This window comes from Actinacidiphila cocklensis, assembly GCF_907177275.1.
GTDB lineage: Bacteria > Actinomycetota > Actinomycetes > Streptomycetales > Streptomycetaceae > Actinacidiphila > Actinacidiphila cocklensis.
This window is the reverse complement of sequence record NZ_CAJSLV010000070.1, coordinates 201735-227420: the sequence shown is the minus strand read 5'-3', so window position 1 is coordinate 227420 and position 25686 is coordinate 201735. Positions and strand designations below refer to the sequence as shown.

23 protein-coding genes are annotated in these 25686 nt (G+C 72.5%); 6 read left to right on the top strand and 17 right to left on the bottom strand.

Annotated features, from left to right (window positions below):
• Positions 1-2: 2 nt before the first annotated feature.
• The 12 genes from shc to NFU81_RS26090 form a co-directional block, all read right to left on the bottom strand.
• Positions 3-2021: a squalene--hopene cyclase gene (shc, locus tag NFU81_RS26145; protein ID WP_251494392.1), complete on the bottom strand. Its 2019-nt coding sequence runs from the start codon at positions 2019-2021 to the stop codon at positions 3-5.
• A gap of 105 nt (positions 2022-2126) precedes the next feature.
• A complete protein-coding gene (locus tag NFU81_RS26140; protein WP_251494389.1) occupies positions 2127-3197 on the bottom strand; it encodes a polyprenyl synthetase family protein in 1071 nt (356 codons plus the stop codon).
• Positions 3194-4603: a hydroxysqualene dehydroxylase HpnE gene (gene hpnE / locus NFU81_RS26135; RefSeq protein WP_251494386.1), complete on the bottom strand. Its 1410-nt coding sequence runs from the start codon at positions 4601-4603 to the stop codon at positions 3194-3196. Before hpnE ends, NFU81_RS26140 begins: the two co-directional genes overlap by 4 nt.
• Positions 4604-4763: 160 nt before the next feature.
• Positions 4764-5708 carry a presqualene diphosphate synthase HpnD gene (gene hpnD / locus NFU81_RS26130; RefSeq protein WP_422665290.1) on the bottom strand — a complete coding sequence of 315 codons (945 nt, stop codon included), beginning with the start codon at positions 5706-5708 and terminating at the stop codon, positions 4764-4766.
• Positions 5705-6592 carry a squalene synthase HpnC gene (gene hpnC / locus NFU81_RS26125; RefSeq protein ID WP_251494380.1) on the bottom strand — a complete coding sequence of 296 codons (888 nt, stop codon included), beginning with the start codon at positions 6590-6592 and terminating at the stop codon, positions 5705-5707. Before hpnC ends, hpnD begins: the two co-directional genes overlap by 4 nt.
• Before the next feature lie 323 nt (positions 6593-6915).
• The gene (locus NFU81_RS26120; RefSeq protein ID WP_251494377.1) at positions 6916-7722 is read right to left on the bottom strand and encodes an ABC transporter ATP-binding protein; all 807 of its coding nucleotides are present in this window, start codon (positions 7720-7722) and stop codon (positions 6916-6918) included.
• On the bottom strand, positions 7709-8638 hold the full coding sequence (locus NFU81_RS26115) for an ABC transporter permease (RefSeq protein ID WP_251494373.1): 930 nt from the start codon (positions 8636-8638) through the stop codon (positions 7709-7711). Before NFU81_RS26115 ends, NFU81_RS26120 begins: the two co-directional genes overlap by 14 nt.
• 81 nt (positions 8639-8719) lie before the next feature.
• Positions 8720-9592 (bottom strand): glycosyltransferase family 2 protein, encoded by an 873-nt coding sequence (locus NFU81_RS26110; RefSeq protein ID WP_251494601.1) that lies wholly within the window; start codon positions 9590-9592, stop codon positions 8720-8722.
• Between the two features lie 28 nt (positions 9593-9620).
• Entirely contained in the window at positions 9621-10400 is a 780-nt protein-coding gene (locus NFU81_RS26105; protein ID WP_251494369.1) for a CDP-alcohol phosphatidyltransferase family protein, read from the bottom strand.
• Positions 10378-11439: an iron-containing alcohol dehydrogenase family protein gene (locus NFU81_RS26100; protein ID WP_251494366.1), complete on the bottom strand. Its 1062-nt coding sequence runs from the start codon at positions 11437-11439 to the stop codon at positions 10378-10380. Before NFU81_RS26100 ends, NFU81_RS26105 begins: the two co-directional genes overlap by 23 nt.
• The gene (locus NFU81_RS26095) at positions 11427-12179 is read right to left on the bottom strand and encodes a phosphocholine cytidylyltransferase family protein (RefSeq protein WP_251494363.1); all 753 of its coding nucleotides are present in this window, start codon (positions 12177-12179) and stop codon (positions 11427-11429) included. The genes NFU81_RS26100 and NFU81_RS26095 overlap by 13 nt, the downstream gene beginning before the upstream one ends.
• Positions 12176-13987 (bottom strand): DUF5941 domain-containing protein, encoded by a 1812-nt coding sequence (locus NFU81_RS26090; RefSeq protein ID WP_251494360.1) that lies wholly within the window; start codon positions 13985-13987, stop codon positions 12176-12178. Before NFU81_RS26090 ends, NFU81_RS26095 begins: the two co-directional genes overlap by 4 nt.
• On the opposite strand from NFU81_RS26090, the gene NFU81_RS26085 reads away from it, so the two are divergent.
• The 3 genes from NFU81_RS26085 (at position 13964) to idi (ending at position 16180) form a co-directional block, all read left to right on the top strand.
• Positions 13964-14101, top strand: coding sequence for a hypothetical protein (locus NFU81_RS26085; protein ID WP_251494357.1), 138 nt, complete (start codon positions 13964-13966; stop codon positions 14099-14101). The genes NFU81_RS26090 and NFU81_RS26085 overlap by 24 nt on opposite strands.
• Before the next feature lie 461 nt (positions 14102-14562).
• Positions 14563-15492: a cation diffusion facilitator family transporter gene (locus tag NFU81_RS26080; RefSeq protein ID WP_251494354.1), complete on the top strand. Its 930-nt coding sequence runs from the start codon at positions 14563-14565 to the stop codon at positions 15490-15492.
• A 73-nt stretch (positions 15493-15565) separates the two neighbouring features.
• Positions 15566-16180 (top strand): isopentenyl-diphosphate Delta-isomerase, encoded by a 615-nt coding sequence (gene idi / locus NFU81_RS26075; protein ID WP_251494351.1) that lies wholly within the window; start codon positions 15566-15568, stop codon positions 16178-16180.
• Between the two features lie 7 nt (positions 16181-16187).
• On the opposite strand, the gene NFU81_RS26070 is transcribed toward idi, so the two are convergent.
• The gene (locus NFU81_RS26070) at positions 16188-16673 is read right to left on the bottom strand and encodes an ATP-binding protein (RefSeq protein ID WP_251494348.1); all 486 of its coding nucleotides are present in this window, start codon (positions 16671-16673) and stop codon (positions 16188-16190) included.
• 235 nt (positions 16674-16908) lie between these two features.
• On the opposite strand from NFU81_RS26070, the gene NFU81_RS26065 reads away from it, so the two are divergent.
• The gene (locus tag NFU81_RS26065) at positions 16909-17673 is read left to right on the top strand and encodes an enoyl-CoA hydratase/isomerase family protein (protein ID WP_251494596.1); all 765 of its coding nucleotides are present in this window, start codon (positions 16909-16911) and stop codon (positions 17671-17673) included.
• 6 nt (positions 17674-17679) lie between these two features.
• On the opposite strand, the gene NFU81_RS26060 is transcribed toward NFU81_RS26065, so the two are convergent.
• Both NFU81_RS26060 and NFU81_RS26055 read right to left on the bottom strand, forming a co-directional pair.
• Positions 17680-18567 (bottom strand): DMT family transporter, encoded by an 888-nt coding sequence (locus NFU81_RS26060; RefSeq protein WP_251494344.1) that lies wholly within the window; start codon positions 18565-18567, stop codon positions 17680-17682.
• A gap of 83 nt (positions 18568-18650) precedes the next feature.
• Positions 18651-19466 carry a TrmB family transcriptional regulator gene (locus NFU81_RS26055; protein WP_251494341.1) on the bottom strand — a complete coding sequence of 272 codons (816 nt, stop codon included), beginning with the start codon at positions 19464-19466 and terminating at the stop codon, positions 18651-18653.
• 402 nt (positions 19467-19868) lie between these two features.
• On the opposite strand from NFU81_RS26055, the gene NFU81_RS26050 reads away from it, so the two are divergent.
• A complete protein-coding gene (locus tag NFU81_RS26050) occupies positions 19869-21824 on the top strand; it encodes a putative Ig domain-containing protein (RefSeq protein WP_251494593.1) in 1956 nt (651 codons plus the stop codon).
• A 99-nt stretch (positions 21825-21923) separates the two neighbouring features.
• On the opposite strand, the gene NFU81_RS26045 is transcribed toward NFU81_RS26050, so the two are convergent.
• A complete protein-coding gene (locus tag NFU81_RS26045; RefSeq protein WP_251494339.1) occupies positions 21924-22340 on the bottom strand; it encodes a hypothetical protein in 417 nt (138 codons plus the stop codon).
• A gap of 88 nt (positions 22341-22428) precedes the next feature.
• On the bottom strand, positions 22429-24069 hold the full coding sequence (locus NFU81_RS26040; protein WP_251494336.1) for an ABC-F family ATP-binding cassette domain-containing protein: 1641 nt from the start codon (positions 24067-24069) through the stop codon (positions 22429-22431).
• A 194-nt stretch (positions 24070-24263) separates the two neighbouring features.
• Between NFU81_RS26040 and NFU81_RS26035 the strand changes: the two genes are divergently transcribed.
• Complete coding sequence (locus NFU81_RS26035) at positions 24264-25226, top strand: acyl-ACP desaturase (RefSeq protein ID WP_251494333.1); 963 nt, start codon at positions 24264-24266, stop codon at positions 25224-25226.
• Positions 25227-25686: the final 460 nt, after the last annotated feature.

Here is a 25686-nt window from a genome sequence, read left to right as displayed (position 1 = left end):
AACTAAGCCCCCTTTCCTGCGGCTGCGGAAGCGGTGTGGCCCGCGGCACCGAAGGGCTCGCTGCGGGCGTAGCGCCCGAGCGCGGTGAGCGGGAAGACCATGCGGTAGAGGTGGTAGTTGATCGAGAAGTCCCGCGGGAACCCGGTGCCGGTGAAGTAGGGCTCGTCCCACGAGCCGTCCGGCAGCTGGGTCTCGGCCAGCCAGCGCACCCCGCGCTCGACGGCGGGCGTGTCGCGGCGCCCGGCCGCGAGCAGCGCCATCAGCGCCCAGGCGGTCTGCGAGGCGGTGGAGTGCCCGCGTCCCGCCCATTCGGTGTCGGAGTAGGAGCGCAGGTCCTCGCCCCAGCCGCCGTCGGCGTTCTGCACGGACTCCAGCCAGCTGACGGCCCGGCGGATCGCCGGGTGGTCGGCGGGCAGTCCTGCCGCGGCCAGCGCGGGGACCGCGGAGCCGGTGCCGTAGATGTAGTTGACGCCCCAGCGGCCGAACCAGGAGCCGTTGTCCTCCTGCTCGGCCAGCAGCCAGTCGATGCCGGTGCGGGCGTGCGGGTCGTTCTCGATACCGAGGGCGGCGAGCATCTCCACCACGTGGGCGGTGACGTCGGCCGACGGCGGGTCGATGACCTCGCCGAAGTCGCAGAAGGGCAGCCTGTTGGGGAAGGGGCTGGTGTTGTCGGCGTCGAAGGCGCCCCAGGCTCCGTTCCTGGACTGCATGCCGACCGTCCAGCGCACCGCCCGGTCCACGGCGGTGTCCACCCGGGCCTGGTCGGGGTGGGCGACCCGGCGCAGCGCGAGGACGACCTCGGCGGTGTCGTCGATGTCGGGGTAGTTGTCGTTGTGGAACTCGAACGCCCAGCCGCCGGGGGCGAGCTGCGGCCGCTGCACGGACCAGTCGCCGGGGCGGGTGATCTGCTCCTCCAGCATCCAGTCAGCGGCCTTGACCAGGGCCGGGTGGTCGGCGGGCAGCCCGGCGTCGGCCAGCGCGATCGCGGCCAGGCAGGTGTCCCAGACCGGGCTCTGGCAGGCCTCGATCATCCGGACGTCCTCCTGCGGCCAGACGGCGAAACGATCCAGCGAGTCCAGGCCGGCCTTGAGCACCGGGTGGTCGAGGTCGTAGCCGAGCAGGTGGAGGGCGATCACCGAGTAGACCGCGGGCGGCTGGATGCCGCCCCAGCAGCCGTCGGCCTCCTGGCGTTCGATGATCCAGCGGGCGCAGGCGTTCATGGCGCTGCGCCGCACCGGGCGGGGGGTGAACCTGCGGTAGACGTGCAGGACCTGGTCGAGCCGCTGGAAGACGCCGTCCCAGGAGGTGATGGGCGCCCTGCGCTGCTTGGGGTTGGGCTGCTCGGGGTTGACGTGCAGTTCGTCGATGCCGAAGGGCGCCGGGCGCACCGGGCGCAGCGCGCCGACCACGGTGAGCGGCACGATGGTCTGCCTGGCCCAGCAGCCGAAGGAGTAGATGTTCAGCGGCATCCACTTGGGCAGGTAGATGACCTCGGGCGGCAGTTCCGGCAGGTCGTCCCAGTTCCACCAGCCGAACAGCGCGAGCCAGATCCGGGTGAAGACCCGGCCGGCCGCCACTCCGCCCTCGGATCGCGCCCACTTGGCGGCCAGCGCCATGTGCGCCGCGTCCGGGGAGTCTCCGGCGAGCCGCAGCGCCACATAGGCCTCGATCGTCGCCGACAGGTCGCCAGGCCCGCCGTGGAAGGTGGGCCAGGCGCCGTCCTCGCGCTGCTGGGAGCGGATCCAGCGGGCCGAGGCGGCTGTGGTGCGGGCGTCCTGGATGCCGAGGAACTGACGCAGCAGCAGGTCCTCGGCGTCCATGGTCACATTGGTCTCGAGGTCGCCTTTCCACCATCCGTCAGGGTGCTGCCGCGCCAGAAGGTGGTCTGCGGCGCGCTGCACGGCACGCTGCGCCGCCGCCTCGGCGTCACCGGATGGAACAGGATCCGGGTCCGAGGTGCTGCTGGCCGAGGGTGTCCGGTGGGTTGGCGTCCCTGGACTGCCATCGGTCGTCGCTGTCATGGCTTCCCCTTTGCAGTTGAGACGTCTGCGGTGTTGGGGCGGCCGTCGGCCGTCGGCCGCCACATACGAGGGACCGGCGACGTCAGCGCTCCACGTTGCTGTTCTTTACTTCTCGCGGACCACCACAAAATCCGCAAGACCCACGAGTTTACGATTAATTTCTTCCGGCATGTCCATTTTGTCCAGCGCGGCGACGGCGGTTGCGTACTGCCTTCTGGCTTCCTGAGAAGTCCATTCCCGCCCACCGGCCTCTTCGATCAACGCCGCGCGCATGGCGAACTCTTCCTCGTTGAAGGCATCGTTTTCCGGATTCTTGGCATCCGCCGCCAGCAGTTCACCCAGCCGCTCGGAAGCGGGGCCGCCGGCGGCCAGTGCGGCCACCACCGGAAGGGACTTCTTGCGCTGCCGCAGGTCGCTCCAGGTCTGCTTGCCGGTGCTCGCCGGATCGCCCCAGATGCCCAGCAGGTCGTCCACCGCCTGGAAGGCCAGGCCGAGGTGGTAGCCGTACTCCTCCAGCGCGTCGGCGTCGGCCTCGGACGCGCCGCCGAGCACCGCGCCGATGGAGGCGGCGCAGGCCAGCAGGGAGCCGGTCTTGTTGCCCTCCATGTCCAGGCACTCCTGGACCGAGACCCGCTCCAGGTGCTCGAAGGTGATGTCCTGGGCCTGACCGTCGATCAGCTTGCGGGTGGCCGCGGTCAGCCGCCGGGTGGCCCGGCCGGCCTCCGGGGTGCCCTGCTCCAGCAGCACCTCGTTGGCCAGCGCGAAGAGCGCGTCGCCGACCAGGATCGCCTGGGCGGGGCCGTGCACCTTCCACACCGTGTCGCGGTGCCGCCGCTGCTCGTCGCCGTCGATCAGGTCGTCGTGCAGCAGCGAGAAGTTGTGCACGAGCTCCACCGCGACCGCACCCGGGATGCCGGTCTCGGCCGGGGCTCCGGCGGCCTCCGCGGTCAGCAGCGCCAGCGCGGGGCGTACGGCCTTGCCGCCGTCGCCGTCCGCGGGCCTGCCTGTCTGGTCGATCCAGCCGAAGTGGTAGGACGCCACGGTGTCCATCGGGGGTGCGAGGCGGGCGACGGCCGCGCGGAGCACTGGGGTGGTCAGGATGCGGCCGTTTTCCAGCAGCGCGATGACGCCGTCAGCGGTCACGTTCTCTCCTCTGGTTGCACCAATTGCACTCATGCCGCCTCCAGGACTCGGTTGTCAGCCGGCAGGCCGAGGGCGGACAAAGCTTCTCGGGAGGCGTGCAGGCCGCTGCGCACCGCGCTCTCCATGGTCGCGGGCCAGCCGGTCGCGGTCCACGCGCCGGCCAGGAAGAGGCCGGGGGCGCGGGTGACGGGACCCGGCCGCAGTGCGCCCACCCCGGGGGTGGGCGCGAAGGTGGCGGTGCGCTCGCGGGTGACGAAGACGTCGCGGACGGCGGCGCCACGGGCGGCAGGCAGTACACGTTCCAGTTCTGGCAGGTAGCGGTCGCGCAGTTCGGCGACCGGCAGGTCGATCTCGTCCTCGACGGCCGACTGCGAGACGGCCACATACTGGCCGCCGCCGGTCAGGCCGGAGCTTTCCGTACGGTCGAAGACCCACTGGACGGGGCTTCCGAGAGCCGCGAGGAACGGCTGCCGGAGCACCTGTCTGTCGTAGATCACATGCACATTGAGGATCGGCGCGGTACCGATCTGCAACAGCTTTTCCGGATGCTGGACAGCACCTTCCGGCAGCAGGGCGTGCGCCTCGCGCTGCGGGACGGCCAACACCACGACGTCGGCGGCCAGTTGCTCGCCGCGGCCGGGGCCGGTCTCCAGGGAGACCTGCCAACCGCCGTCCTCGGAGCGCGCGATGCCGCTGGTGCGGGTGCGCAGCAGCGTACGGACCCCCGCCGCGTCCAGCGCCTTGCGGCCGCGGCCGTCGTGCAGGTCGCCGAGCGGGGCCGAGGCCCAGCCGATGTCGGCGGCGCCCGGGTCGGTCAGCAGCCCGGTCTTGAAGACCATCGCGGCCAGGCCCAGCGAGGAGTTCGCGGCGGTGGCGTTGAGCGTCGCGACGCCCACCAGGTCCCACAGCGCCTCGATGGTGCGGGCGGACTGCCCGCGGCCGGCCAGCCAGCTGCCGAAGTCCACGGCGTCCAGCGCCGGGTCGGCCAGGTCCAGGCCGCGCAGCGCCAGGGCGGCCCGGCCGACCGAGGCGCGCTCGCGCAGCGACAGGTGCGGGTAGCGGGCCAGGCTCGCCGCCAGGTGCAGCGGCACCGGCAGGCCCGCCCGGGACAGCCGGCCGGTCCTGCCGGTCGCCGCGTCGACGACGGGGACGTCGAGGCGGTCCTGCAGGGTGACCAGGTCTCGGGCGGCGATCCGGTCGAGGAACCACTGGTAGGCGGTGCAGCAGCGCAGGAACACGTGCTGGCCGTTGTCGACGGTCAGGTCGCCGCGCCTGAAGGAGAAGGCCAGCCCGCCCAGCCGGGGCCGGGCCTCGGCGAGGGTGACCCGCAGCCCGGCGTCGGCCAGTTCGAGCGCGGCGGTGATACCGGCGAGCCCGCCGCCGACCACCACGGCGGTGCGGTCGGGCGGCTGCGGCGATCCGCCCTGCGACCTCGTCATTCGCCCTCCCCTCGGTGCCGGAGCCGCGGATTGCGGCACGCCGTCGCGGGAAGTGACGCGGTGTACGGGTACGGGGTTGCCTGATGCCGGAAGTGGCGCTTCAGGTGACGGTTCGACTGCTGTGCCGCCTGCCGTGGACCCGCGCCCTCGCGGGTGGGTCTCACGTGTCCTCCCGCGGGCTGCGGGCGGTGCGGCGTGCGTCGAGGCCTGCGAGGCCGCGGACGGCGACGTAGGCCTTCTGATGCCCCGGCAGCGACACCCGGCCGCGCAGGACGGCGTCGGGGTCGGCGGCGATCCGGTCGAGCAGCCGGCGGTAGATGCCGGCCATGGCGGCCACGCAGGCGCCGCTGCGCCGGTCGAGCATCGGCAGCAGCCGGTAGCCGGTGGCGAAGAGGCTGCGGGCTCGGCGTACTTCGAATTCCACCAGGCCGGCGAAATCGGAACCGGGCGGAGCGGTGTCGCTGTGGAATCCGGCGGCGCAGCCGAATTTCGCGAGGTCCTGGGCGGGCAGATAGGTCCGTCCGTTGCCGGCGTCCTCTCGGACGTCGCGCAGGATGTTGGTGAGTTGCAGGGCAAGGCCGAGCGTGTCGGCATATTCGGCGGCACGTGCATGATCGTGCCCATTCACGGTGCCGAACACGCCCAGTGAGAGCCGTCCGATCGCACCTGCCACGCAGCGGCAGTAAACGGCCAGGTCGTCCCAGGTCTCGTACGTTTCTCCCCGAACATCCATCAGAACGCCGTCGATGAGTTCGTCCAGGCCTTCGAGCGGAATCGGGAAGACGCGGGCGGCGTCGGCAAGGGCGACCGCGACGGGGTCGGTGTCGTCCTCGCGGACCTCGCCGCTCCTGACCCGGGTCAGCAGCTGCCGGGTGGCGTCGAGCCGTTCCGCCTTCTCCGCGGGCGCGAGATCACCGTCGCCGATGTCGTCGACACGCCGCGAGAACGCGTAGAGAGCCGACATCGCCTGCCGTTTGGCGGTGGGCAGCAGGCGGATGCCGTACGCGAAGTTGCGGGCCTCATGGCCGGTCACGGTCTCACAGTACCTGTATGCGGCAAGTACCGGTCCGGACGTGTGGGCGGAACCGTTCACGGTCCGGCTCACCCCTTTCTTCGCAATGTCGACCCCACTTCGCGCAGCAGGCCGGTCTTGGTGGCTTTAGGCGAACCCGCGAGGACGTCGTATCCGGCACGCTCGACCGATTTCAGCGCCGCACGCCCGCCGCCGACGAATCCCGCGAGCAGCAGCCGAAGCCTGCCACGGACGCTACCCACCAGGGGGGTACCTTCATTCAACAGCTCGCGGGCGCGTTCGGCCTCGAACGCGACCAGTGCCTTGACCTGCGGGCCTGCCTGCGGTGCTGCCAGGTCGGCCTCATCCACCGCGTAGCGTTTCATGTCCTCCGCCGGCAGATACACCCGGTCCCTCGCAAGGTCCTCTGCGACGTCCTGCAGATGCTCGACGATCTGCAGCGCGGTGCACACCGCGTCGGAGCGGCGGACCCGCTCGGGCGTCGAGGTGCCGGTGATCGACAGCACCAGCCGGCCGACCGGGTTCGCCGACAGTTCGCAGTACGCGAGCAGGTCGTCGTACGTCCCGTAGCGGGCCACCAGCTGGTCCTGGCGGTTGGCCGCGATCAGCCCGAGGAAGGGGTCGGGGGTCAGCCGGTGGCGGCGGACCGTGGGCTGCAGCGCGACCAGCAGCGGGTGGGTCGGAGTGCCGTCGAAGACCCGGTGCAGGTCCGCCTCGAAGGCGTCCAGCATCGCGATCCGGTCGCCGGCCGCCGCCGGGTCGAGGCCCAGCCGCACCGCGTCGTCGCGGCCGCCGCCGGCCAGGTCGCCGTCGCCGATGTCGTCCACCAGCCGGGCGTAGCCGTAGACGGCCATCAGGTCCTGCCGCCACGCACGCGGCAGGAATCCGGGCGCCACCGGGAAGTTCTCGCGCGCAGCCTTGTCCAGCACGGCCCGGGACGTGTCGTCCCCGGTCACCGCGAGCTGCCCGGCGCACCGGCGGGATACGTGCCCCGGAGCAGGATGGTCCCGTGTCTCATGGCCGCCACATCCCCCGTTCTACACCGCCCGGTCGGATATTCCCATTTCGGACACGCCGCCGCGCCGGGCGTCGCACACCCGGTATCGATCATCAGAGGGCTCCCAGCACCGGTACAGCTTACGTCGGGCCACCGTCCGGCGTACGCCGGGGGCGCGAAGGACGGCGCCTGCGACAACGCGCGGCCCCCGCCGGATCTTCCGGCGGGGGCCGTCGTCCCACGCGACACCGCCGCGGCCGCGGCGGGGCCGCGGCGGGGCGGCTACTTCGTGTGCTTCTCGTAGGCCTTGATGACCTCGTCGGTCGGCCCGTCCATCAGCAGCTCGCCCTTCTCCAGCCACACCACCCGGTCGCAGGTGTCGCGGATGGAGTTGTTGTTGTGGCTGACCAGGAAGACCGTGCCGGCCTCCTTGCGCAGCTCCCGGATACGGGCCTCGGAGCGGCGCTGGAAGGCCCGGTCGCCGGTGGCCAGCGCCTCGTCGATCATCAGCACGTCGTGGTTCTTGGCCGCCGCGATCGAGAACCGCAGCCGGGCCGCCATACCCGAGGAGTACGTGCGCATCGGCAGCGAGATGAAGTCGCCCTTCTCGTTGATCCCGGAGAAGTCGACGATGCCCTGGTGCCGACGGCGCACCTCCTCCTGCGACATACCCATCGCGAGACCGCCGAGCAGCACGTTGGTCGACCCGGTGAGGTCGTTCATCAGTGCCGCGTTCACGCCCAGCAGGGACGGCTGGCCGTCGGTGTAGATCCTGCCGCTCTCGGGCGGGAGCAGGCCCGCGATGGCCCGCAGGATCGTGGACTTGCCCGAGCCGTTGGAGCCGATGATGCCGATCGCCTCACCGCGGTAGGCGGTGAAGCTCACGCCCCTGACGGCGTGCACCCGGCGGACGTTCGGCGAGCCGCGGCGCAGCAGCAGCCGGCCCAGGGCCGCGGTGGCGCTGCCCTTTCCGGTGCCGGCGCCGTAGACCTTGTAGACGATGTGGACATCGTCGACGATCACGGTCGGGACGCGGGCCTCGGCCGTCTGCGGGGGTGTCGCGACGGGCTGCTGCTCAGCCACGGCCATACTGCTCCTCCGCCTTCCAGAAGTAGATGTAGCCGCCGACGCCGACCAGTACGGCCCAGGCCACCGCGCTGATCCACACGTGCGGCGGGAGCTGCGAGGAGGTGACGCTGTCGATCAGTGCGAACCGGGCCAGGTCGATGTAGACCGCGGCCGGGTTGATGTCGAGCAGGATCCGTACGTAGTGCGGCGCGTGCGAGGTCAGGTTCTCGATGCTGTACATGACGCCCGAGGTGTACATCCAGGTGCGCAGCATGAACGGCATGAGCTGTGCCAGGTCGGTCATCTTGCTGCCGAGCCGGGCCACGATCATCGCCAGGCCGGTGTTGAAGACCCACTGGGTGATCAGCGCGGGGATGATCAGCAGCCAGGACGCGTCCGGCACCTCACCGGTCATCAGCACGATGGCGATGAGCACGAACATCGACATCATCAGCTGCTGGAGCTGCATCAGCGTGAAGGCGATCGGCATCGAGGCACGCGGGAAGTGCAGTGCCCTGATCAGCCCGAGGTTGCCGGCCACCGCCCGGACGCCGCTCATCACCGAGGACTGCGTGAAGGTGAAGATGAAGATACCGGTGACCAGGAAGGCGATGAAGTTGTCGACGCCCTTTCTGGTGCCGATCAGCACACCGAAGATCAGGTAGTAGACGGCCGCGTTCAGCAGCGGCGTCATGACCTGCCAGAGCTGGCCGAGGCGGGCCTGGGTGTACTGCGCGGCAGTACGGGCCTTGGCGAACTCGTTGATGAAATGTCGGCGGCCCCACAGCTGCCGGGTGTACTCCGCCAGCCCCGGGCGGGCACCGCTGACGGTCAGCCCGTACTTGGCAGCGAGCTGGGAGGGACTGAGGCCGTCATCGGCCGTGGGTGCGGGTGGGGCACCGACGGCGACCGCACCATTGTGCGTTGTCTCGCTCACAGTTGACACTTTCGTCCTCAAGGTGCGCGCCGGGTGCAGGGGATTCCCGGGCTGCGCCTGATGCTCTCAGGTCCGAGCTTGTCAGATGATCGGGGGTCGGCCCAGCCGGGTCAACCGCCAGACCGTCCGCCATTTCATCGGCCGCCGCTCACCGCAGGGAGTGGCCCAGCCCTCGCGGAAACCGCCGAGCCAGGCACGCAGCGCCGGACCGGACGGCCGCCGCAGCAGCGTCAGGGCGAACCACACTCCGAGGTAGACCGGGACCAGCAGCCATGGCAGGTTGCGCCGGGCCAGCCACACCCGGTTACGGGCCACCATCCGGTGGTAGACCGCATGCCGGGCCGGCGAGGTCGCCGGGTGGTGCAGTACGAGGTCGGAACGGTAGTCGATCAGCCAGCCCGCGTCGAGCGCGCGCCAGGCGAGGTCGGTCTCCTCGTGGGCGTAGAAGAACTCCGCGGGCAGCGGGCCGACCTGCTGGATCACCGCGCTGCGGACCGCGCAGGCGCCGCCGAGGAAGGTGGTGACCCGGGAGTTGCGCATCGGATCGGCGGCGCGCAGCCGGGGGACGTGGCGGCGCTGGGTGACCCCGGTGTCGGGGTCGGCGATCCGGAAGCTGATGATGCCCAGCTGCGGGTCGGCCGCGAAGGCGGCCCTGACCAGCTCGGCGGTGTCGTCGCCGGGCAGCAGCCCGTCGTCGTCGAGGAAGAGCACCACGTCGACGTCGGCCGCGTCCGGGCCGAACAGCTCGATGCCGGCGTTGCGTCCGCCGGGGATGCCCAGGTTCTCCGGGAGTTCCGCGGTGCGCACGCCCTCGGGCAGCACCGGCAGCGGGGACCCGTTGCCGACCACGGCGACCTCGACCTCGGGGCCCTGCTGCTTGGCGACCGAGTCCAGCAGGTCCTGCAGCTCCGCCGGCCGGTTGCCCATCGTGATGACGACCGCGCCGACCTTCAGCGGTTCGTTCATGCCCGCCATGTCCGCCTCATTTCAGCCTGCTGGACGCGAGGACCGACACGAGGTGCAGCAGGGTCTGCACCAGCGCGATTCCAACCAGTACGGCGACGCCGAGCCGGGTGAAGAACAGGTCGCCGCGGATCTGGTCGGCGACGGCCAGCACGAGGATGAGCAGCGAGGCCTCGACGCCCAGCACCAGACGGTGGAACTGCAGCGCGGCGGCGGCCCTGCGGGCCAGCGCGAGACCGGAGGAGCGCGGCTCGGACGCCGCCTCCTTCACCGGCGGCAGCCCGCCCTGGTGGCGGGCCACGCCGACCAGGTCCGTCTCCGCCTTGATCAGTATCGCGCCGAGCGCGGCGAGGGTGCCGAGGAAGGCCCACAGCCAGTCGATCCGGCCCTCGCCCCAGATGTCGGCGGCGCGCATGCCGAAGCCGACCAGGACCGCGGCGTCGGTGAGGTAGGCGCCGACCCGGTCGAGGTAGACGCCTTGAAGCGAGAACTGCTGCTTCCAGCGGGCGATCTCACCGTCGACGCAGTCGAGCAGCAGGTACAGCTGCACCATCAGCACGCCGAGCACCGCGCCCGTGATCCCGGGCACGAGCAGCGCGGGGGCGGCGAGCACGCCGAAGACGGTCATCAGGTACGTGAGCTGGTTGGGCGTGACCCGGGTCGGTACCAGGTGCCGGTCTATGCGCAGCGACAGCTCGCGCATGTAGAGCCGGCCGGCCCAGTGCTCGCCGCTGCGCCGGTCCTTGACACCCGGCGGGTGAACGACCGGGCGCAGTTCAGCTACTGATGGTTTTGGCATAGTCGGCGTATGCGTCCCTGATCTCGGTGGCGGACAGGTCGAGGTGTTCCAGGATCGTGAAGCGTCCGGGGCGGGTCTGCGGCGCGTACTGCACCGCCTCGATGAACTCCGCCTCGGTGAAACCCATCTCCGCGGGCAGCACGGGCAGCCCGTGCCGGCGCAGCGTCTCGGCGAGCAGGCCCGACTCCTCGTGCGCGCCGCGCAGGTGCATGGCGAAGGCGGCGCCGAGGCCGACCTGCTCGCCGTGCGCGGCGGCCCGCTGCGGGAAGAGCAGGTCGAAGGCGTGGCTGATCTCGTGGCAGGCACCGGAGGACGGCCGGGTGTCGCCGCTGATCGACATGGCGATGCCGGACAGCACCAGGCCCTCGGCGAGCGTGCCGAGGAAGGCGTCGTCGCCGATGCCGCCGGGGTGCCGCAGGACGGCCTCGCCTGCGCTGCGGGCCATCGCGGCGGCCAGCCCGTCGATGCGCTCGCCGGTCTCGCGGTGGGACAGCTCCCAGTCCGCGATGGCCGACAGGTTGGAGACCGCGTCGCCGATCCCGGCCCGTACGTAGCGGGCCGGCGCCTCCCTTATGACGTCGAGGTCGACGACCACGGCGATCGGGGTGGGGACGCCGTAGGAGCCGCGGCCGTTGTCGTTGTCCAGGGTGGAGACCGGGGAGCAGATGCCGTCGTGCGAGAGGTTGGTGGCGACCGCGACCATGGGCAGGCCGACCCGGGCGGCGGCGTACTTGGCGACGTCGATGATCTTGCCGCCGCCGAGGCCGACGACCGCGTCGTAGCGCTTGCCCCGCATGGCGTCGGCGAGCGTGACGGCCGCGTCGATGGTGCCGCCGCCGACCTCGAACCAGTCGGCTCCCGGCAGCTCGGGCGCCAGCGACTCGCGCAGCCGGGCGCCCGAGCCGTTGCTGACGGCCAGCGCGAGCCGGCCCGAGGTGGACACGCGTTCGTCGGCCAGCAGCCGGGACAGGTCGGCGACCGCGCCCGCCCTGATGTCGACGACGACCGGCGAGGGGATCAGCCGGGTCAGTACTGGCACGCGATCTCCCGGCCCTTGGCGAGGTCGTCGTGGTTGTCGATCTCGACCCAGGCGACGTCCCCGATCGGGGCGACGTCCACGGTCAGGCCGCGGTCGACCAGCTCCTGGTAGCCGTCCTCGTAGTAGAGGTCGGGGTCGCGCTCGAAGGTCGCCTTGAGCGCGTCGGCGAGGTCCGCGGCCGCGTCGGGCTCGATGAGGGTCACCCCGATGTACTCGCCGGTGGCCTCGGCCGGGTCCATCAGCTTGGTGATCCGCCGCACGCCCCTGCCGGGCTCGACGACGACCTTCATCTCCTCGTCGGCGAGCTGCTTGACGGTGTCGAGCGCCAGGATGATCCGCCGCCCCTCGCCGCGGGCGGCGAGCAGGGTCTGCTCCACCGAGACGGGGTGGACGGTGTCGCCGTTGGCCAGGATCACCCCCTGGCGCAGCACCTCACGGGCGCACCACAGGGAGTAGGCGTTGTTCCACTCCTCGGCCTTGTCGTTGTCGATGAGCGTCAGCGTGAGCCCGTAGCGCGCTTCGAGGTCCGCTTGGCGCGCGTAGACGGCTTCCTTGCGGTAGCCGACGACGACCGCCGCCTCGGTGAGTCCGACGGCGGCGAAGTTCGCCAGCGTGAGGTCGAGCACGGTCAGGCTGTCCCGCGCGCCCTCCGGGCCGACCGGGACCAGCGCCTTGGGCAGCGTGTCGGTGTGGGGACGCAGGCGCCTGCCTGCGCCGGCCGCCAGCACGAGGCCGATCATGCGGGTTCTCCTGATTCGTCGTGTACGGCGGCGGCGGCCCCCGAGGACACCCAGAAGCGGATGCTCTCGGTCAGGACCAGCAGCGCGATGGCGATGGCGAGCACCGTCAGGGTGGCCGTGAAGCCGGTGCGGTCCGCTGCGACCGCGGCCGCCAGGGCCACGATCAGCGTGCGGCCCTCATGGCCGCCCGCGCTGCGCACCACGGCCCTCGGCGGCGCCCCGGCGCCACCGCGTATGCGGTACACCGTGTCGTAGTGATGGTAGGCGACGGCGGCAACCAGGCCGAAAGCAGCGGGCAACGCCCCGTTCACCCCGGAGACGGCGGCGAGCGCCAGCACCGTGCCGTACTCCCCCGCCCTGAACATCGGCGGTACGAGCCAGTCCAGCGCGCCCTTGAGCGGCAGCGCGACCGCGAACGCCGAGGTCAGCACGTACAGCGCCGCGGCGGCCACCGGATACCAGCTGCCGTGCGGCGCCAGCGCGGCGGTCGCGGTGACCCCGGCGGCGGCGAGCACCGCGACGGCGGGTGCGGCGAAGGCCGGCGCCCGGCGGGCGAGCGGGCGCAGCACGCCGGTCAGGGCCTCGGCGAGCGGGCCGCTGTCGGCCAGGTCGTCCAGTGCCCGGGCGGCCCGGTCGGTGCGGCTGGCCCGGCGCGTGAGCGAGCGCAGCACGCGGCCGGCGGTGGTGTAGCAGGCGGCCAGCGCGCAGCCGACCAGCAGCACCACGAAGGTGACCCTGGGGGTGCTGACCGCGGTGAGCACCGCTATCAGCGCCCAGCGCTCGCCGATCGGCAGCACTATCATCCGGCGCACCCAGACCGTCCAGCCGACGCTGTCGAGCTTGTCGGACAGCGCGGCGGTGGGGCTGGTGTTGGCGGTGGCGTCGTGGTTGGCCTCGTTGAAGGCGAAGTCGACGACGTGGCGGCAGGTCTGCAGCACCATGGCACCCAGCGCGAGCGCCCACACGTCGTCGCCGCCGCGGGCGGCGCCCAGGGCGAGCCCGGCGTAGTACGCGTACTCCTTGGCCCGGTCGAAGGTCGCGTCGAGCCAGGCGCCGAGCGTGGAGTACTGCAGCGAGTAGCGGGCCAGCTGGCCGTCGGTGCAGTCCAGGACGAACGAGGCGAGCAGCAGCACGCCGGCGGCGGCGAAGCCGGCCCGCGTGCCGGTGGCCGCGCAGCCGGCGGCGATCAGCGCGACCAGCAGCGAGGCGGTGGTGACCTGGTTCGGGGTCAGTCCGCGGCGGGCGCACCAGCGGGCCAGGTAGCGCGAGTACGGGCTGATGCAGTGGGTGGTGAAGAAGCCGTCGCGGGCCTTGACCGCGCTGCGCAGCCGTACGGACTCCTCGTCGACGGCGGCGATCGCGGTGACCGCGGCCTCGGCGGCGGCCCGGTCGGTGGGCACCTCGGCCACCAGGACGCCCAGCTCGGGGCGGTGCGGCGGCTCGCCGGCCGCGGCCAGCGCCGCGGCCAGCGCGTCAGGCAGCACGTCGTCCGCCTCGCCCTTGCGGGGGGCGGGCAGCGGCAGGGCTCCGCCGTGCGAGAGGGGGGTGGCGGTCGCGGTGGCGGCCGCCGCGGTGCCGGTCGCGTTTCCGGCGCCCGCGGCGGTGGCCGTCGCGGTGCCCGCGGACGTGGCGGGCGCCGGGTCCGCCGCGGGCCTGCGGGCGGACGGGAGCGCGGCCAGGGCGCGGGTCAGGGCGGGGCGGGCGGCGGGGCGGGTGGTCATCGCGCCGGGGACAGCGGCGGCGTCGAACCGCGGGTCGGTCAGCGCGAGCCGCAGCGCGTGCCGGTGGCCGCGGAAGCGGCGGTCCACCACGGCCACCCGGTCGCCGGCCGGGACGTCGGCGAGCCGGGCCGCGACGGCGTCCGGCGTGTCCGCCTCGACGACCTGGAACCCCAGCGCCCGCAGGTCGTCCGCCAGCGGTGACGGAGACCCTGCGGCGGGCGGGCCGGTGAGAATAGCGGTCGGCAGAGGAACCCACTCCCTGGAAGCGTGCGGAGACCGTGGACGCGGGCGGTCGGCGGCGGAGCAGCCGGGCCGCCCGGCACGAGGGCAGAGGCTATCGGATGAACGACAGCGGTCGTTCACCGACTATTCGCCCAGACTTGGTGCGCACGGTGTGATCATCATGCGCGATCGGCGTCGCCCCGACAACCAGCATCCCCCCTCCACCGTGCGAGTGACCGTGGGGCGGCTTCTCCCACGGCTGCCGCGTGGCTCATCACCGCAGCTCACCGCACATGACAACGGTCTCCAGTACCGGCTTGCCCACAGTGGGTGACCGGTGTTGACTGACCGCCGCGGCCGGAAGGCCCGGCCCCGGGCATCCGACGGCGGCCCGAATACAGAACGGCACATCACCGCACAAAAGGGAAGGGGACGCGCCGATGGGGGCAGGCCACAGCCACGGGCACGGCCACAGCCACGGCACCGCGACCGCGGCGCATCGCGGCCGGCTGCTGGTGGCGCTGTGCATCACGCTGCTGGTGCTGGCCACCGAGGTCGTCGGCAGCGTGCTGACCGGGTCGCTCGCGCTGCTCGCGGACGCCGGGCACATGGCCACCGACGCGGCCGGCATCGCCATGGCGCTGCTCGCGGTCCACATCGCGGGCCGCCCGGCGAGCGAGCGCCGCACCTTCGGCTACGCGCGGGCCGAGATCCTCGCGGCGGTGCTCAACGCGGTGCTGCTCTTCGGGGTCGGCGCCTTCATCTTCGCCGAGGGCATCAACCGGCTCATCTCGCCCGAGCACTTCGACGGCGGCGCCACCATCGTCTTCGGCCTGGTCGGCCTGGTCGCCAACACCGTGTCGCTGCTGGTCCTGATGGGCGGCCAGCGGGAGAGCCTGAACGTGCGCGGCGCCTTCCTGGAGGTGATGGCCGACGCGCTGGGCTCGCTGGCGGTCGTGGTGGCGGCCGGGATCTTCCTGGCCACCGGCTGGGAGCAGGCGGACGCGGTGGCGTCGCTGCTGATCGGGGTGCTGATCGTGCCGCGCACCTGGCGGCTGCTGCGGGAGGCCGTGGACGTCCTGCTCGAAGCGGCGCCCAAGGACGTGGACATGGCCGCGGTACGCCACCACATCGAGGGGCTCAAGGGCGTGGAGGGCCTGCACGACCTGCACGCCTGGACGATCACCTCGGGGATGCCGGTGCTGTCGGCGCACGTGGTGGTCAGCCAGGAGGTGCTCGACGAGGTCGGCTACGAGAAGATGCTGCACGATCTGCAGGGCTGCCTGGGCGCCCACTTCGACGTCGAGCACTGCACCTTCCAACTGGAGCCGGTCGGGCACGCGGAGCACGAGGCCCGGCTGTGCCACTGAATACGGTGTCCGCGGTTGGCGGCACCCCGCGTGAGGCAGACTGAGGACTTGCCGTCGAAAGCGAAGGATGGTTATGCCCAGCAGTCCTGCGACCGACCGATCCGGCTCCCCCGCCGCCGCTCCGCCGCCCGCCGGCGGGTCCGACGAGCCGATCCTGCTCGAACTGGTCGACGAGAACGGTGTGACCACCGGCACAGCGGAGAAGCTGTCGGCGCACCAGGCGCCCGGCCGGCTGCACCGGGCGTTCTCGGTCTTCCTCTTCGACGACGAGGGCCGGCTGCTGCTGCAGCGCAGGGCGCTGGGCAAGTACCACTCGCCCGGCGTGTGGTCCAACACCTGCTGCGGCCACCCCTACCCCGGTGAGCAGCCCTTCGTCGCCGCCGCCCGGCGCACCGCGGAGGAGCTGGGGGTCGCGCCCGCGCTGATGCGCGAGGCGGGGACCGTGCGCTACAACCACCCGGACCCGGCCTCCGGGCTGGTGGAGCAGGAGTTCAACCACCTGTTCGTGGGGCTGGTGGGCGGCCCGCTGGATCCGGATCCCGCCGAGATCGACGACACCGCCTTCGCGGGTCCCGCCGAGCTGGCCAAGCTGCGGGCCGAGGGGACCTTCTCCGCGTGGTTCGGCTCGGTGCTGGACGCGGCGCTGCCGACGGTGCGCGAGGTGACCGGGGGCAAGGCGGGCTGGTAGCCGCGGGTCAGCGGGCGGGCGGCTGCAGCGGCAGGGCGGCCCAGATCACCTTGCCGCCGGTCGCGGTCTGCGCGATGTCGCAGCTGCCGCCCGCTTCGGTGGTGATCGTCTTGACCAGCAGCAGCCCGCGCCCGCCGGTCCTGCCGTGGTCGGCCTCCAGCGCCTTGGGGCGGTAGGGGTGCTGGTCCTCGACGGCGACCCGGATCCAGTCGGGGCCGACGGCGACCTCGACGCCCAGCTCGGGGGAGAGCACCGCCGCGTGCTTGACGGCGTTGGTGACCAGCTCGGAGACGATCACCAGCAGCCCGTAGAGGATGTCGTCGTCGACCGGCACCGCCAGGTCGGCGACGAGCGTGCGCACCCCGTGGCGGACCAGGGGGACCGAGGCGTCCACGGCGGGGGCGGTGAAACGCCACACCCCCTCGTAGGGAACCGGGGCCGGTGCCTGATCGTGCGGGACACTCCCGCGGACCTCCATGACCGTACCCACCATCGCCTTCGCGTGCGTGTCCCCGCAGGCCCCGCCGGTGTCCCGGCGGAATCCGCCTGATGGGACCGAGTGTCCGCAAAGCCTGGGGCCACGGCGGGCAGGAAACGTTAAGTCCGCACCTTTCGGCGATTCGCGACCGGTGGCGAGCGGTAATGTCGTCGCGGCGATCGATTCCGACCGCCTGGTGTCGTGTTCGTGCCGTCCAGGCGCCCGTCCTGTCCGAGGAGCCGCCATGACCATGCCGCCAGGACTGGCGGTGGCCACCGCGGACGGCACCGCGACCGTCACCATCGCCAACCCCGCCCGCCGCAACGCCATGACGCCGGCCATGTGGGCGGCGCTGCCCGGGCTGCTGGCGCCGCTGGCTGCCGATCCCGCGGTGCGGGTCCTGGTGCTCACCGGAGCGGGCGACACGTTCTGCGCGGGCGCCGACATCAGCGGCTTCACCGACGCGGCCGGACTGCGGGAGGCGCAGGAGGCCGCGGTCGCGGCGGAGGAGGCGCTCGCCGCCTTCCCCAAGCCGACGCTCGCCGCGGTACGCGGCTACTGCGTCGGCGGCGGCTGCCAGCTCGCGGTGGCCTGCGACCTGCGCTTCGCCGCGGAGGGCGCGCTCTTCGGGGTGACCCCGGCCAGGCTGGGCATCGTCTACCCGGCGTCCTCGACCCGGCGGCTGGTGCGGCTGGCCGGTCCCGCCACGGCCAAGCACCTGCTGTTCTCGGCCGAGCTGATCGACCACGAGCGGGCGCTGCGGACCGGCCTGGTCGACGAGGTGTGTCCGGCCGACCGGCTGGCCAAGCGCGTACGGGCCTACGCCGATCTGCTCGCGAGCCGCTCCCGGCTGACGCAGTACGCGGCCAAGGAGTTCGCCGCGGACTCCCCCGGCCCGGGCCGCGAAGCCCACTGGGCCGCCCAGGCCGCGGGCAGCCCCGACCCGTTGGAGGGCGCCACCGCCTTCCTCACCCGCCGCACCCCGCACTTCACCTGGACGCCGCCGGGCACCTGAGGAGGGTCACGGCAGCCGGGTCGCGCCGACCGGCTCCTGCTCGGCAATGCCGGTCGGCATCGCCGGGTGCCGGCCCAGGAGGACCACGCCGGCCACGATCGCCGCGAGGCCGGCCGCCTCCCAGGCGAGCGCGCCCGTGGTGAAGCGGAGCCGGTCGCCGAGGAACCCCACCCCGCAGACGATCCCGGCGATCGGCTGGGCCGCCGTCAGCGAGGGCAGCGACATCCGCAGCGGCGCCATCTCGAAGGCGCTCTGCACCAGCAGCATGCCGGTGAGCCCGAGCACCCCGACGGCGTACGGCTGCCAGGACACCGCGAGCACCCCGAGCCCGTCGTCCTGGACGATCTGGCCGCAGACCCGGGTCAGCGAGTCCTGCAGCCCGTAGAGCAGGCCGGCCGCCAGGCCCAGCAGGGCCGCCTCGCCGGACCTGGGCAGCCTGCGGGCCTTGAAGGTGAGCAGCAGCGCGAGCCCCGCGACGATGCCGAAGACCAGCCAGTGCCGCAGCGCGCCCGCTTCCGCGCCGCCGCCGCTGGGCCGGCCCGCCACGATGAAGCCGGTGACGCCGAGCGCCAGCAGGGCGACGCCGAGCCAGCCGTTCCAGCCCAGCCGCTGGCCGGTCAGCCGCCGGGACAGCGCCATCGCGAAGAGCAGGTTCGTCGCGGTGAGCGGCTCGACCAGCGAGACCTCGCCGTACGCCAGGGCCACCGCGCCCAGCACCTGGCCGCAGACCATCAGCCCGACTCCGAGCAGCCAGTCGGGCATGTGGATGAGGTCGAGCAGCAGCCGGAAGGACAGGAAGTCCGCGAGCGGGGCGCGGGCCGCCGCGCGCTGCTGCAGCACGAACCCGAAGCCGAGGCAGCAGGCGGCACCGACTCCCAGCAGGAACACGGCCACCTGGTCACTCTAGTCCGCAGGCCCCGCTGTCAAGCGGTGCGGGCGGGGCCGCGGTGACGTCTTCCGGCCGCCGTCGCCACCCCTCACGGATGGGTGCCCGGCACCGTCTCGGCGTTCTCCCACACGGTCAGGAAGGCCAGCCGCAGGCATGCGGCGAGCGCCGGGTGCTCGATGTAGAGCGCGGTGGTGGTACCGGCGCCCGCGACCGGGTCGGGCATGTCGCACAGCACCAGGCGCGCGTCGGCGACCACCAGCTTGAGCGGCAGGTCCGCGGTGAAGCGGCACTCCTCCCCCGCCGCGCCGAAGCGCCGCACGTTCTCCAGCACGTCGGCGTCGTCGAGCGCCTCGTGGGTGTAGATGGCGCGCACGGTGCCGCCCGAGCGGTGCAGCCGGCGGGCGACCTTGATGCCGGCGGTGTTGGCCGCGGGGGCGACGAAGGGCGGTTTGCAGAAGCTGAGCAGCTCGTGGCCGGCGTGCGCCTGGATGTCGGTGAAGGCCTCGGCGATGGCCTTGGGGTCGCGCAGGATCTCGACGTAGTCCAGCGGCACGGTGTGGTTGCGGCCGTCCGCCCAGACCGGCACGAGCGCCGCGGTCAGCGCCGTCGAGACCCGGTCGAGGCGTTCGAGCTGCTCGCGCTGGAGGGCCATCAGCCGGGCGACGGCCAGCTCGGGCGCGATCGCCGAGAAGGTCGCGACCCTGCCGGGGTGGGCGACGGCGAGCCGCCGCCGTACGAGCGTGTCGAGCACGTCGTACACCCGCTGCCGCGGTACGTCGGCCGCCCTGGCGACCTCCGCGGCCGTATACGACTCGCGGCGCACCAGGGCGAGGTAGACCCGCGCCTCGTAGCGCGCCAGGCCGAGCGCGACAAGGTCGTTGACGGGTTCTTCCTCGGTGTCCATGGCGCCACAACGTATACGGAGGCGATCGTCCCGGGGAAGCGAGCGCAGTGCCCGCCGCCGGTGATTCGAGGGGAAGGCTTTGCCATTCCCCGGTGGTCCCTTGGGGGTGGTTTCACTACGTTCAACCTCGGTCACCACTGAACGTGGTGGCAGTGAGCGGAAGTTGACAACAGTCGTCAACGTGATCACCAGTGAACGTGTGCCACACGAAGTCCCAGGCGATGCCGCTCCATGATCGATTGTCATGACCTTGACAATCACGATCATCCGCGGACGCCCTCGGGAGCAGATCCCCCCATGGAGGGCAGTTCATTGCAGCTGACAAGTCACGGCCGGATCAGACGTGCCGTCCGCCGCGCCACCGTCGCGGTCGTCGCCGCCGGCGCCCTGGTCACCGGCGGCATGGTCGCCGCCGCGTCGCCGTCGGTCGCCGGCACCCCCACGGCCAGCCCCGCCGCGGCGACCGGCACCGCGGCGACCGGCGCCACGGGCTCGGTGTCCAGCACCGGCCACACCGCACACCTGTGCGCCGCCCCGAGCACGCCCGGCGGGATGTCCTGCCTGGCGCTGGCGCGTACCGATGTCGTCCACAGCCTCGGCATCACCCCGAACGCCACCCCGTCCGGCTACGGCCCCACCGACCTGCAGAGCGCGTACGCCCTGCCGTCATCGGCCGGCGCCGGCGCCACCGTCGCGATCGTCGACGCCCAGGACGACCCGAGTGCCGAGGCGGACCTGGCCACCTACCGCAGCCAGTACGGCCTGGCGGCCTGCACCACGGCCAACGGCTGCTTCAAGAAGGTCAACCAGACCGGCGGCACCAGCTACCCGTCGGCCGACTCCGGCTGGGCGGGCGAGATCTCCCTCGACCTCGACATGGTCAGCGCCGTGTGCCCGCAGTGCCACATCCTGCTGGTCGAGGCCACCTCGGCGAGCATGGACGACCTGGGCACCGCGGTGAACGAGGCCGTCACCCTGGGCGCGAAGTACGTGTCCAACAGCTACGGCGGCAGCGAGGACTCCAGCGACACCACCGCCGACACGCAGTACTTCAACCACCCCGGCGTGGCCATCACCGTCAGCTCGGGTGACAGCGGCTACGGCGCCGAGTACCCGGCCTCCTCGCGCTACGTCACCGCGGTCGGCGGCACCTCGCTGTCCCGGGCGAGCGGCACCACGCGCGGCTGGAGCGAGAAGGTGTGGGGCTCGACCACCGGTGACGGCGCCGGCTCCGGCTGCTCGGCCTACGACGCCAAGCCCAGCTGGCAGACCGACACCGGCTGCACCCGGCGCACCGTCGCCGACGTCTCCGCGGTCGCCGACCCGGCCACCGGCCTGGCCGTCTACGACAGCTACCAGGCCAGCGGCTGGCAGGTCTACGGCGGCACCAGCGCCTCGTCGCCGATCATCGCCTCGGTCTACGCGCTGGCCGGCACCCCGGCCGCGGGCAGCACCCCGGCCTCCTACCCCTACGCGCACACCAGCGCGCTCAACGACGTGACCACCGGCACCAACGGCTCCTGCGGCAGCAGCTACCTGTGCACCGCGAAGGCGGGTTACGACGGCCCGACCGGCCTCGGCACCCCGAACGGCACGGCCGCCTTCACCAACGGCGGCTCGACCGGCGGCAACACCGTCACCGTCACCAACCCGGGCAACCAGTCCACCAAGGTCGGCACCGCGGTCAGCCTCCAGGTCAGCGCCACCGACTCCGCGTCGGGCCAGACCCTGACGTACTCGGCCGCCGGCCTGCCGGCCGGCCTGAGCATCAGCTCCAGCGGCCTGATCTCCGGCACCCCGACGACGACCGGCAGCTCGTCCGTCACCGTCACGGCGAAGGACTCCACCAACGCCTCCGGCACCGCGTCCTTCACCTGGACGGTCACCAGCACCACCGGCGGCTGCACCGCGAGCCAGCTGCTGACCAACCCCGGCTTCGAGAGCGGCGCCACCGGCTGGACCGCCTCGTCCGGCGTCATCGACAGCAGCACCGGCGCCCCCGCCCACTCCGGCAGCTACAAGGCCTGGCTGGACGGCTACGGCACCACCCACACCGACACCGTCTCCCAGTCGGTGACCATCCCCGCCAGCTGCACCACCGCCACCTTCACCTTCTACCTCTACGTCACCTCAGACGAGACGACCACCACCACCGCCTACGACAAGCTCACCGTCGCAGCCGGCAGCACCACCCTGGCCACCTACTCCAACCTCGACAAGGGAACCGGCTACGTCCAGCGGTCCGTCAGCCTCACCGCCTACAAGGGCCAGACCGTCACCCTGAAGTTCACCGGAACCGAGGACTCCAGCCTGGCGACCTCCTTCCTGATCGACGACACCGCCGTCAACGTCAGCTGACAGAGGTGCCCGTCGGCACATGAGCGGCGGACCCGGACCGGCCCCCACTGCCGGCCCGGGTCCTCCGCCGTCCCGGGCGCACCCCGCCGCCCGGGGCGCTCATCGGGCGTCGACGGTTCTGACGTCGACGGTGATGCTCCACGGCACGATGGCCAGGCAGGACATCGCGCCCGGCTGCTCGGGGCAGGCCCGCCGGGTGCCGCTGACGGTGGCCTTGCCCGCGGCGGCACCGCGGTAGAGGCCCGGCGAGACCTCGGCCAGGGCCGTACCCGACTCGGCCGCGTCCGCCGCGCGCCCGCCGGAGCGCAGCCGCAGCGTGCTGCCGACCCGCAGGCAGATCGCGCCCGGGGTGTCCTTGCTCGCCAGGTCCAGGACGACGTCGCCGCAGTCGGCGGAGATGTCGGTGCCGCCGGGAGGTTCGGGCGGCACCACCCGCACCCCGCCCCCGGAGTCGCAGCCCGCCGCCAGCACGGCGAGCAGGCCCGCGACTGCGGCGGCACGTATCCGATGGCGCATCACCGTCCTCCTCCCCAGGGCCGTTTCGCACCGGTCAAGGGTGGGACGCAGGCGGGGCCGATCGGGTTCCCCGCCTCCAGCGCCCGGGTCAGACCTCGGTGATCCGGCCGTCCGCGACCTCGATCCGCCGGGTGGTGTGCACCGCGTCCAGCATCCGCCGGTCGTGGGTGACCAGCAGCAGGGTGCCCTGGTACGCCGACAGGGCCTCCTCCAGCTGCTCGATCGCCGGCAGGTCCAGGTGGTTGGTGGGCTCGTCGAGCACCAGCAGGTTGACCCCGCGGGCCTGCAGCAGCGCCAGCGCCGCCCGGGTGCGCTCCCCCGGCGACAGGGTGGCCGCGGGCCGCAGCACGTGGTCGGCCTTGAGGCCGAACTTCGCCAGCAGGGTGCGGATCGCGGCCGGGTCCAGGTCGGGCGCCGGGCCGCGGAAGGCGTCGAGCAGCGACTCGGGGCCGCGGAAGAGGCCGCGGGCCTGGTCGACCTCGCCGACCAGCACGCCGGGGCCGAGCGCGCTGCGGCCCTCGTCCAGCGGCAGCCGGCCGAGCAGTGCGGCCAACAGGGTGGACTTGCCCGAGCCGTTGGCGCCGGTGATCGCGACCCGGTCGGCCCAGTCGATCTGCAGGTCCACCGGGCCGAAGCGGAAGTCGCCGCGGCGGACCGCGGCGCCGCCGAGGGTGGCCACCACCGCGCCGGCCCGGGGCGCCGCGGCGATCTCCATCCGCAGCGCCCACTCCTTGCGCGGCTCCTCGACCTTGTCCAGCCGCTCGATCAGCCGCTCGGTCTGCCGGGCCTTCGCCGCCTGCTTCTCGCTGCCCTCGGCGCGCGCCTTGCGGGCGATCTTGTCGTTGTCCGGCGCCTTGCGCAGCGCGTTGCGGGTGCCCTTGTCCATCCAGCCGCGCTGCATGCGCGCCCTGGCTTCCAGGCCCGCCTTGGTATCGGCGTACTCGTCGTACTCCTCCCTGGCGTGCCGGCGGGCGGTGGCCCGCTCCTCCAGGTAGGCGTCGTAGCCGCCGCCGTAGACCGAGACCTGCTGCTGGGCCAGGTCCAGCTCCACCACCCGGTTCACCGTGCGGGTGAGGAACTCCCGGTCGTGGCTGACCAGCACGGTCCCGGCCCGCAGGCCGGTGACGAACTTCTCCAGCCGCTCCAGGCCGTCGAGGTCCAGGTCGTTGGTCGGCTCGTCGAGCAGGAAGACGTCGTAGCGGCTGAGCAGCAGCGAGGCGAGCCCCGCGCGGGCGGCCTGGCCCCCGGACAGCGCGTACATCTCCTGGTCGAGGCTGATGCCCAGACCCAGTGACGCGGTGGCCTCCTCGGCCCGCTCCTCCAGGTCGGCGCCGCCCAGGGCGAGCCAGCGCTCCAGGCCGGCCGCGTAGGCGTCGTCCGCGCCCGGCGCCCCGTCCACCAGGGCCTGGGTGGCCGCGTCCAGCGCGTGCTGGGCGGCGGTGACTCCGGTCCTGCGGGCCAGGAAGTCCCTGACGGTCTCGCCGTCGTCCCTGCGGTCGGGCTCCTGCGGCAGATACCCGACGGTGGCGGTGGCCGGGCTGAGCCGCAGGGCGCCGTCCTCCGGGGTGTCGAGACCGGCGAGCAGCCGCAGCAGCGTCGACTTCCCAGCGCCGTTGGCACCGACGAGACCCACGACGTCGCCGGGCCCGACCACCAGGTCGAGGCCCGAGAACAGCGCGCGGTCGCCGTGTCCTGCGGCGAGATTCCTGGCTACAAGGGTGGTACTCATCAGGCCCAGGATCCTATCCGCTGCCGGAACCCCCGGCGACGGGCAACAGCCGCCCCAGGTCAAAGCGGGTGGCACGGATGGGTTGCCTTCTTACGCCGGCTTAACCTACGGTTGCGTAACTTACGACAGCGTAGGCCCCTTCCGCAGCCTCGCCTGTCCCCCTCCCCTCCACACTCCCGTCCCCAGGAGCCCCCGTGACCCTTACCTCGCCCCACCTCGCCCGACCGGACACCTGGAGCGACGCGACGCTGCTCTACGCACTGGAAGAGGTGGTCGAGCGCGAGCTGAACCGGCATCTGGGGGTGGCCAAGGAGTGGATGCCGCACGAGTACGTGCCGTGGAGCGACGGGCGCAACTTCGACGGGGTGATGGAGGGCGATGCGTGGGCGCCCGAACAGTCCAAGGTCTCCGCGGTCGGCCGGATCGCGCTGGTCGTCAACCTGCTCACCGAGGACAACCTGCCCAGCTACCACCACGAGATCGCCACGCTCTTCGGCCGTGACGGCGCCTGGGGCACGTGGGTCCACCGGTGGACCGCGGAGGAGGGCAGGCACGCGATCGTCATGCGCGACTACCTGCTCACCAGCCGGGCCGTCGACCCGGTCGAGCTGGAGCGCTTCCGGATGATGCACATGTCCGAGGGCTTCGAGCACGACCACCGGCACAGCATGCTGCACTCGGTGGCCTATGTGGCCTTCCAGGAGCTGGCCACCCGGGTCTCGCACCGCAACACCGGCCGCGAGTCGGGCGACCCCGTGTGCGACCGGATGCTCGCCAGGATCGCCACGGACGAGAACCTGCACATGGTCTTCTACCGGAACCTGCTTGCCGCGTCGCTGGAGCTCGCGCCGGACCTGGCGATGCAGGCGATCCGCGACGTCGTCGTCGCCTTCCGCATGCCGGGCCACGGCATGCCCGGCTTCGAGCGGGCCGCCGCGCGGATGGCCATCGGCGGGATCTACAACCTGCGGATCCACCACGACGACGTGCTGCAGCCGGTGCTCAGGCACCTGAAGGTGCTGGAGGTCTCGGGGCTCGGCCCTGAGGGGCTCCGCGCTCAGGAAGAGCTCGGCCTCTTCATGGGCGGGCTGCACGAGCAGGCGGCGCGCTTCGACACGAAGCGCGCCACGCTCCTCGCGCGACGCGCCAAGGCCTAGCCCACCCCTCCGCAGGGGTGGCGCCCCAGGGCGCTGCCCCTTGCGGTGGGCGATCGCCTCTCCCCCGGCGGAGGCTGAGCGCGCAGTTCCCCGCGCCCCTGGGGCGACCCCGCCCCTCGCGGTGCGTTGGCTGCCTGCGGGCGCGTCGTGGCTTGCCGCGCAGTTCCTCGCGGCCCTTGGGTGACCGCCCCTCGCGGTGCATTGCCTGCCTGCCGCGCCATCGTGGTCGCGCGCGCAGTTCCCCGCGCCCCTGGGGTGACTGCCCCTCGCGGTGCGTTGGCTGCCTGCGGGTGCGTCGTGGGTGGCTCTGCCGCAGCGGGTGAGCGTTTTCAGGGGCGCGGGGAACTGCGCGACAAGCCACGGTGGCGCTGCGGACGCAGCACGCATCGCAAGGGGCAGCCGCCTGGGGGCGTAAGAGAAAAACAAGCACGCGGGCTTGAATGATTTCTGGGGGGCTGGG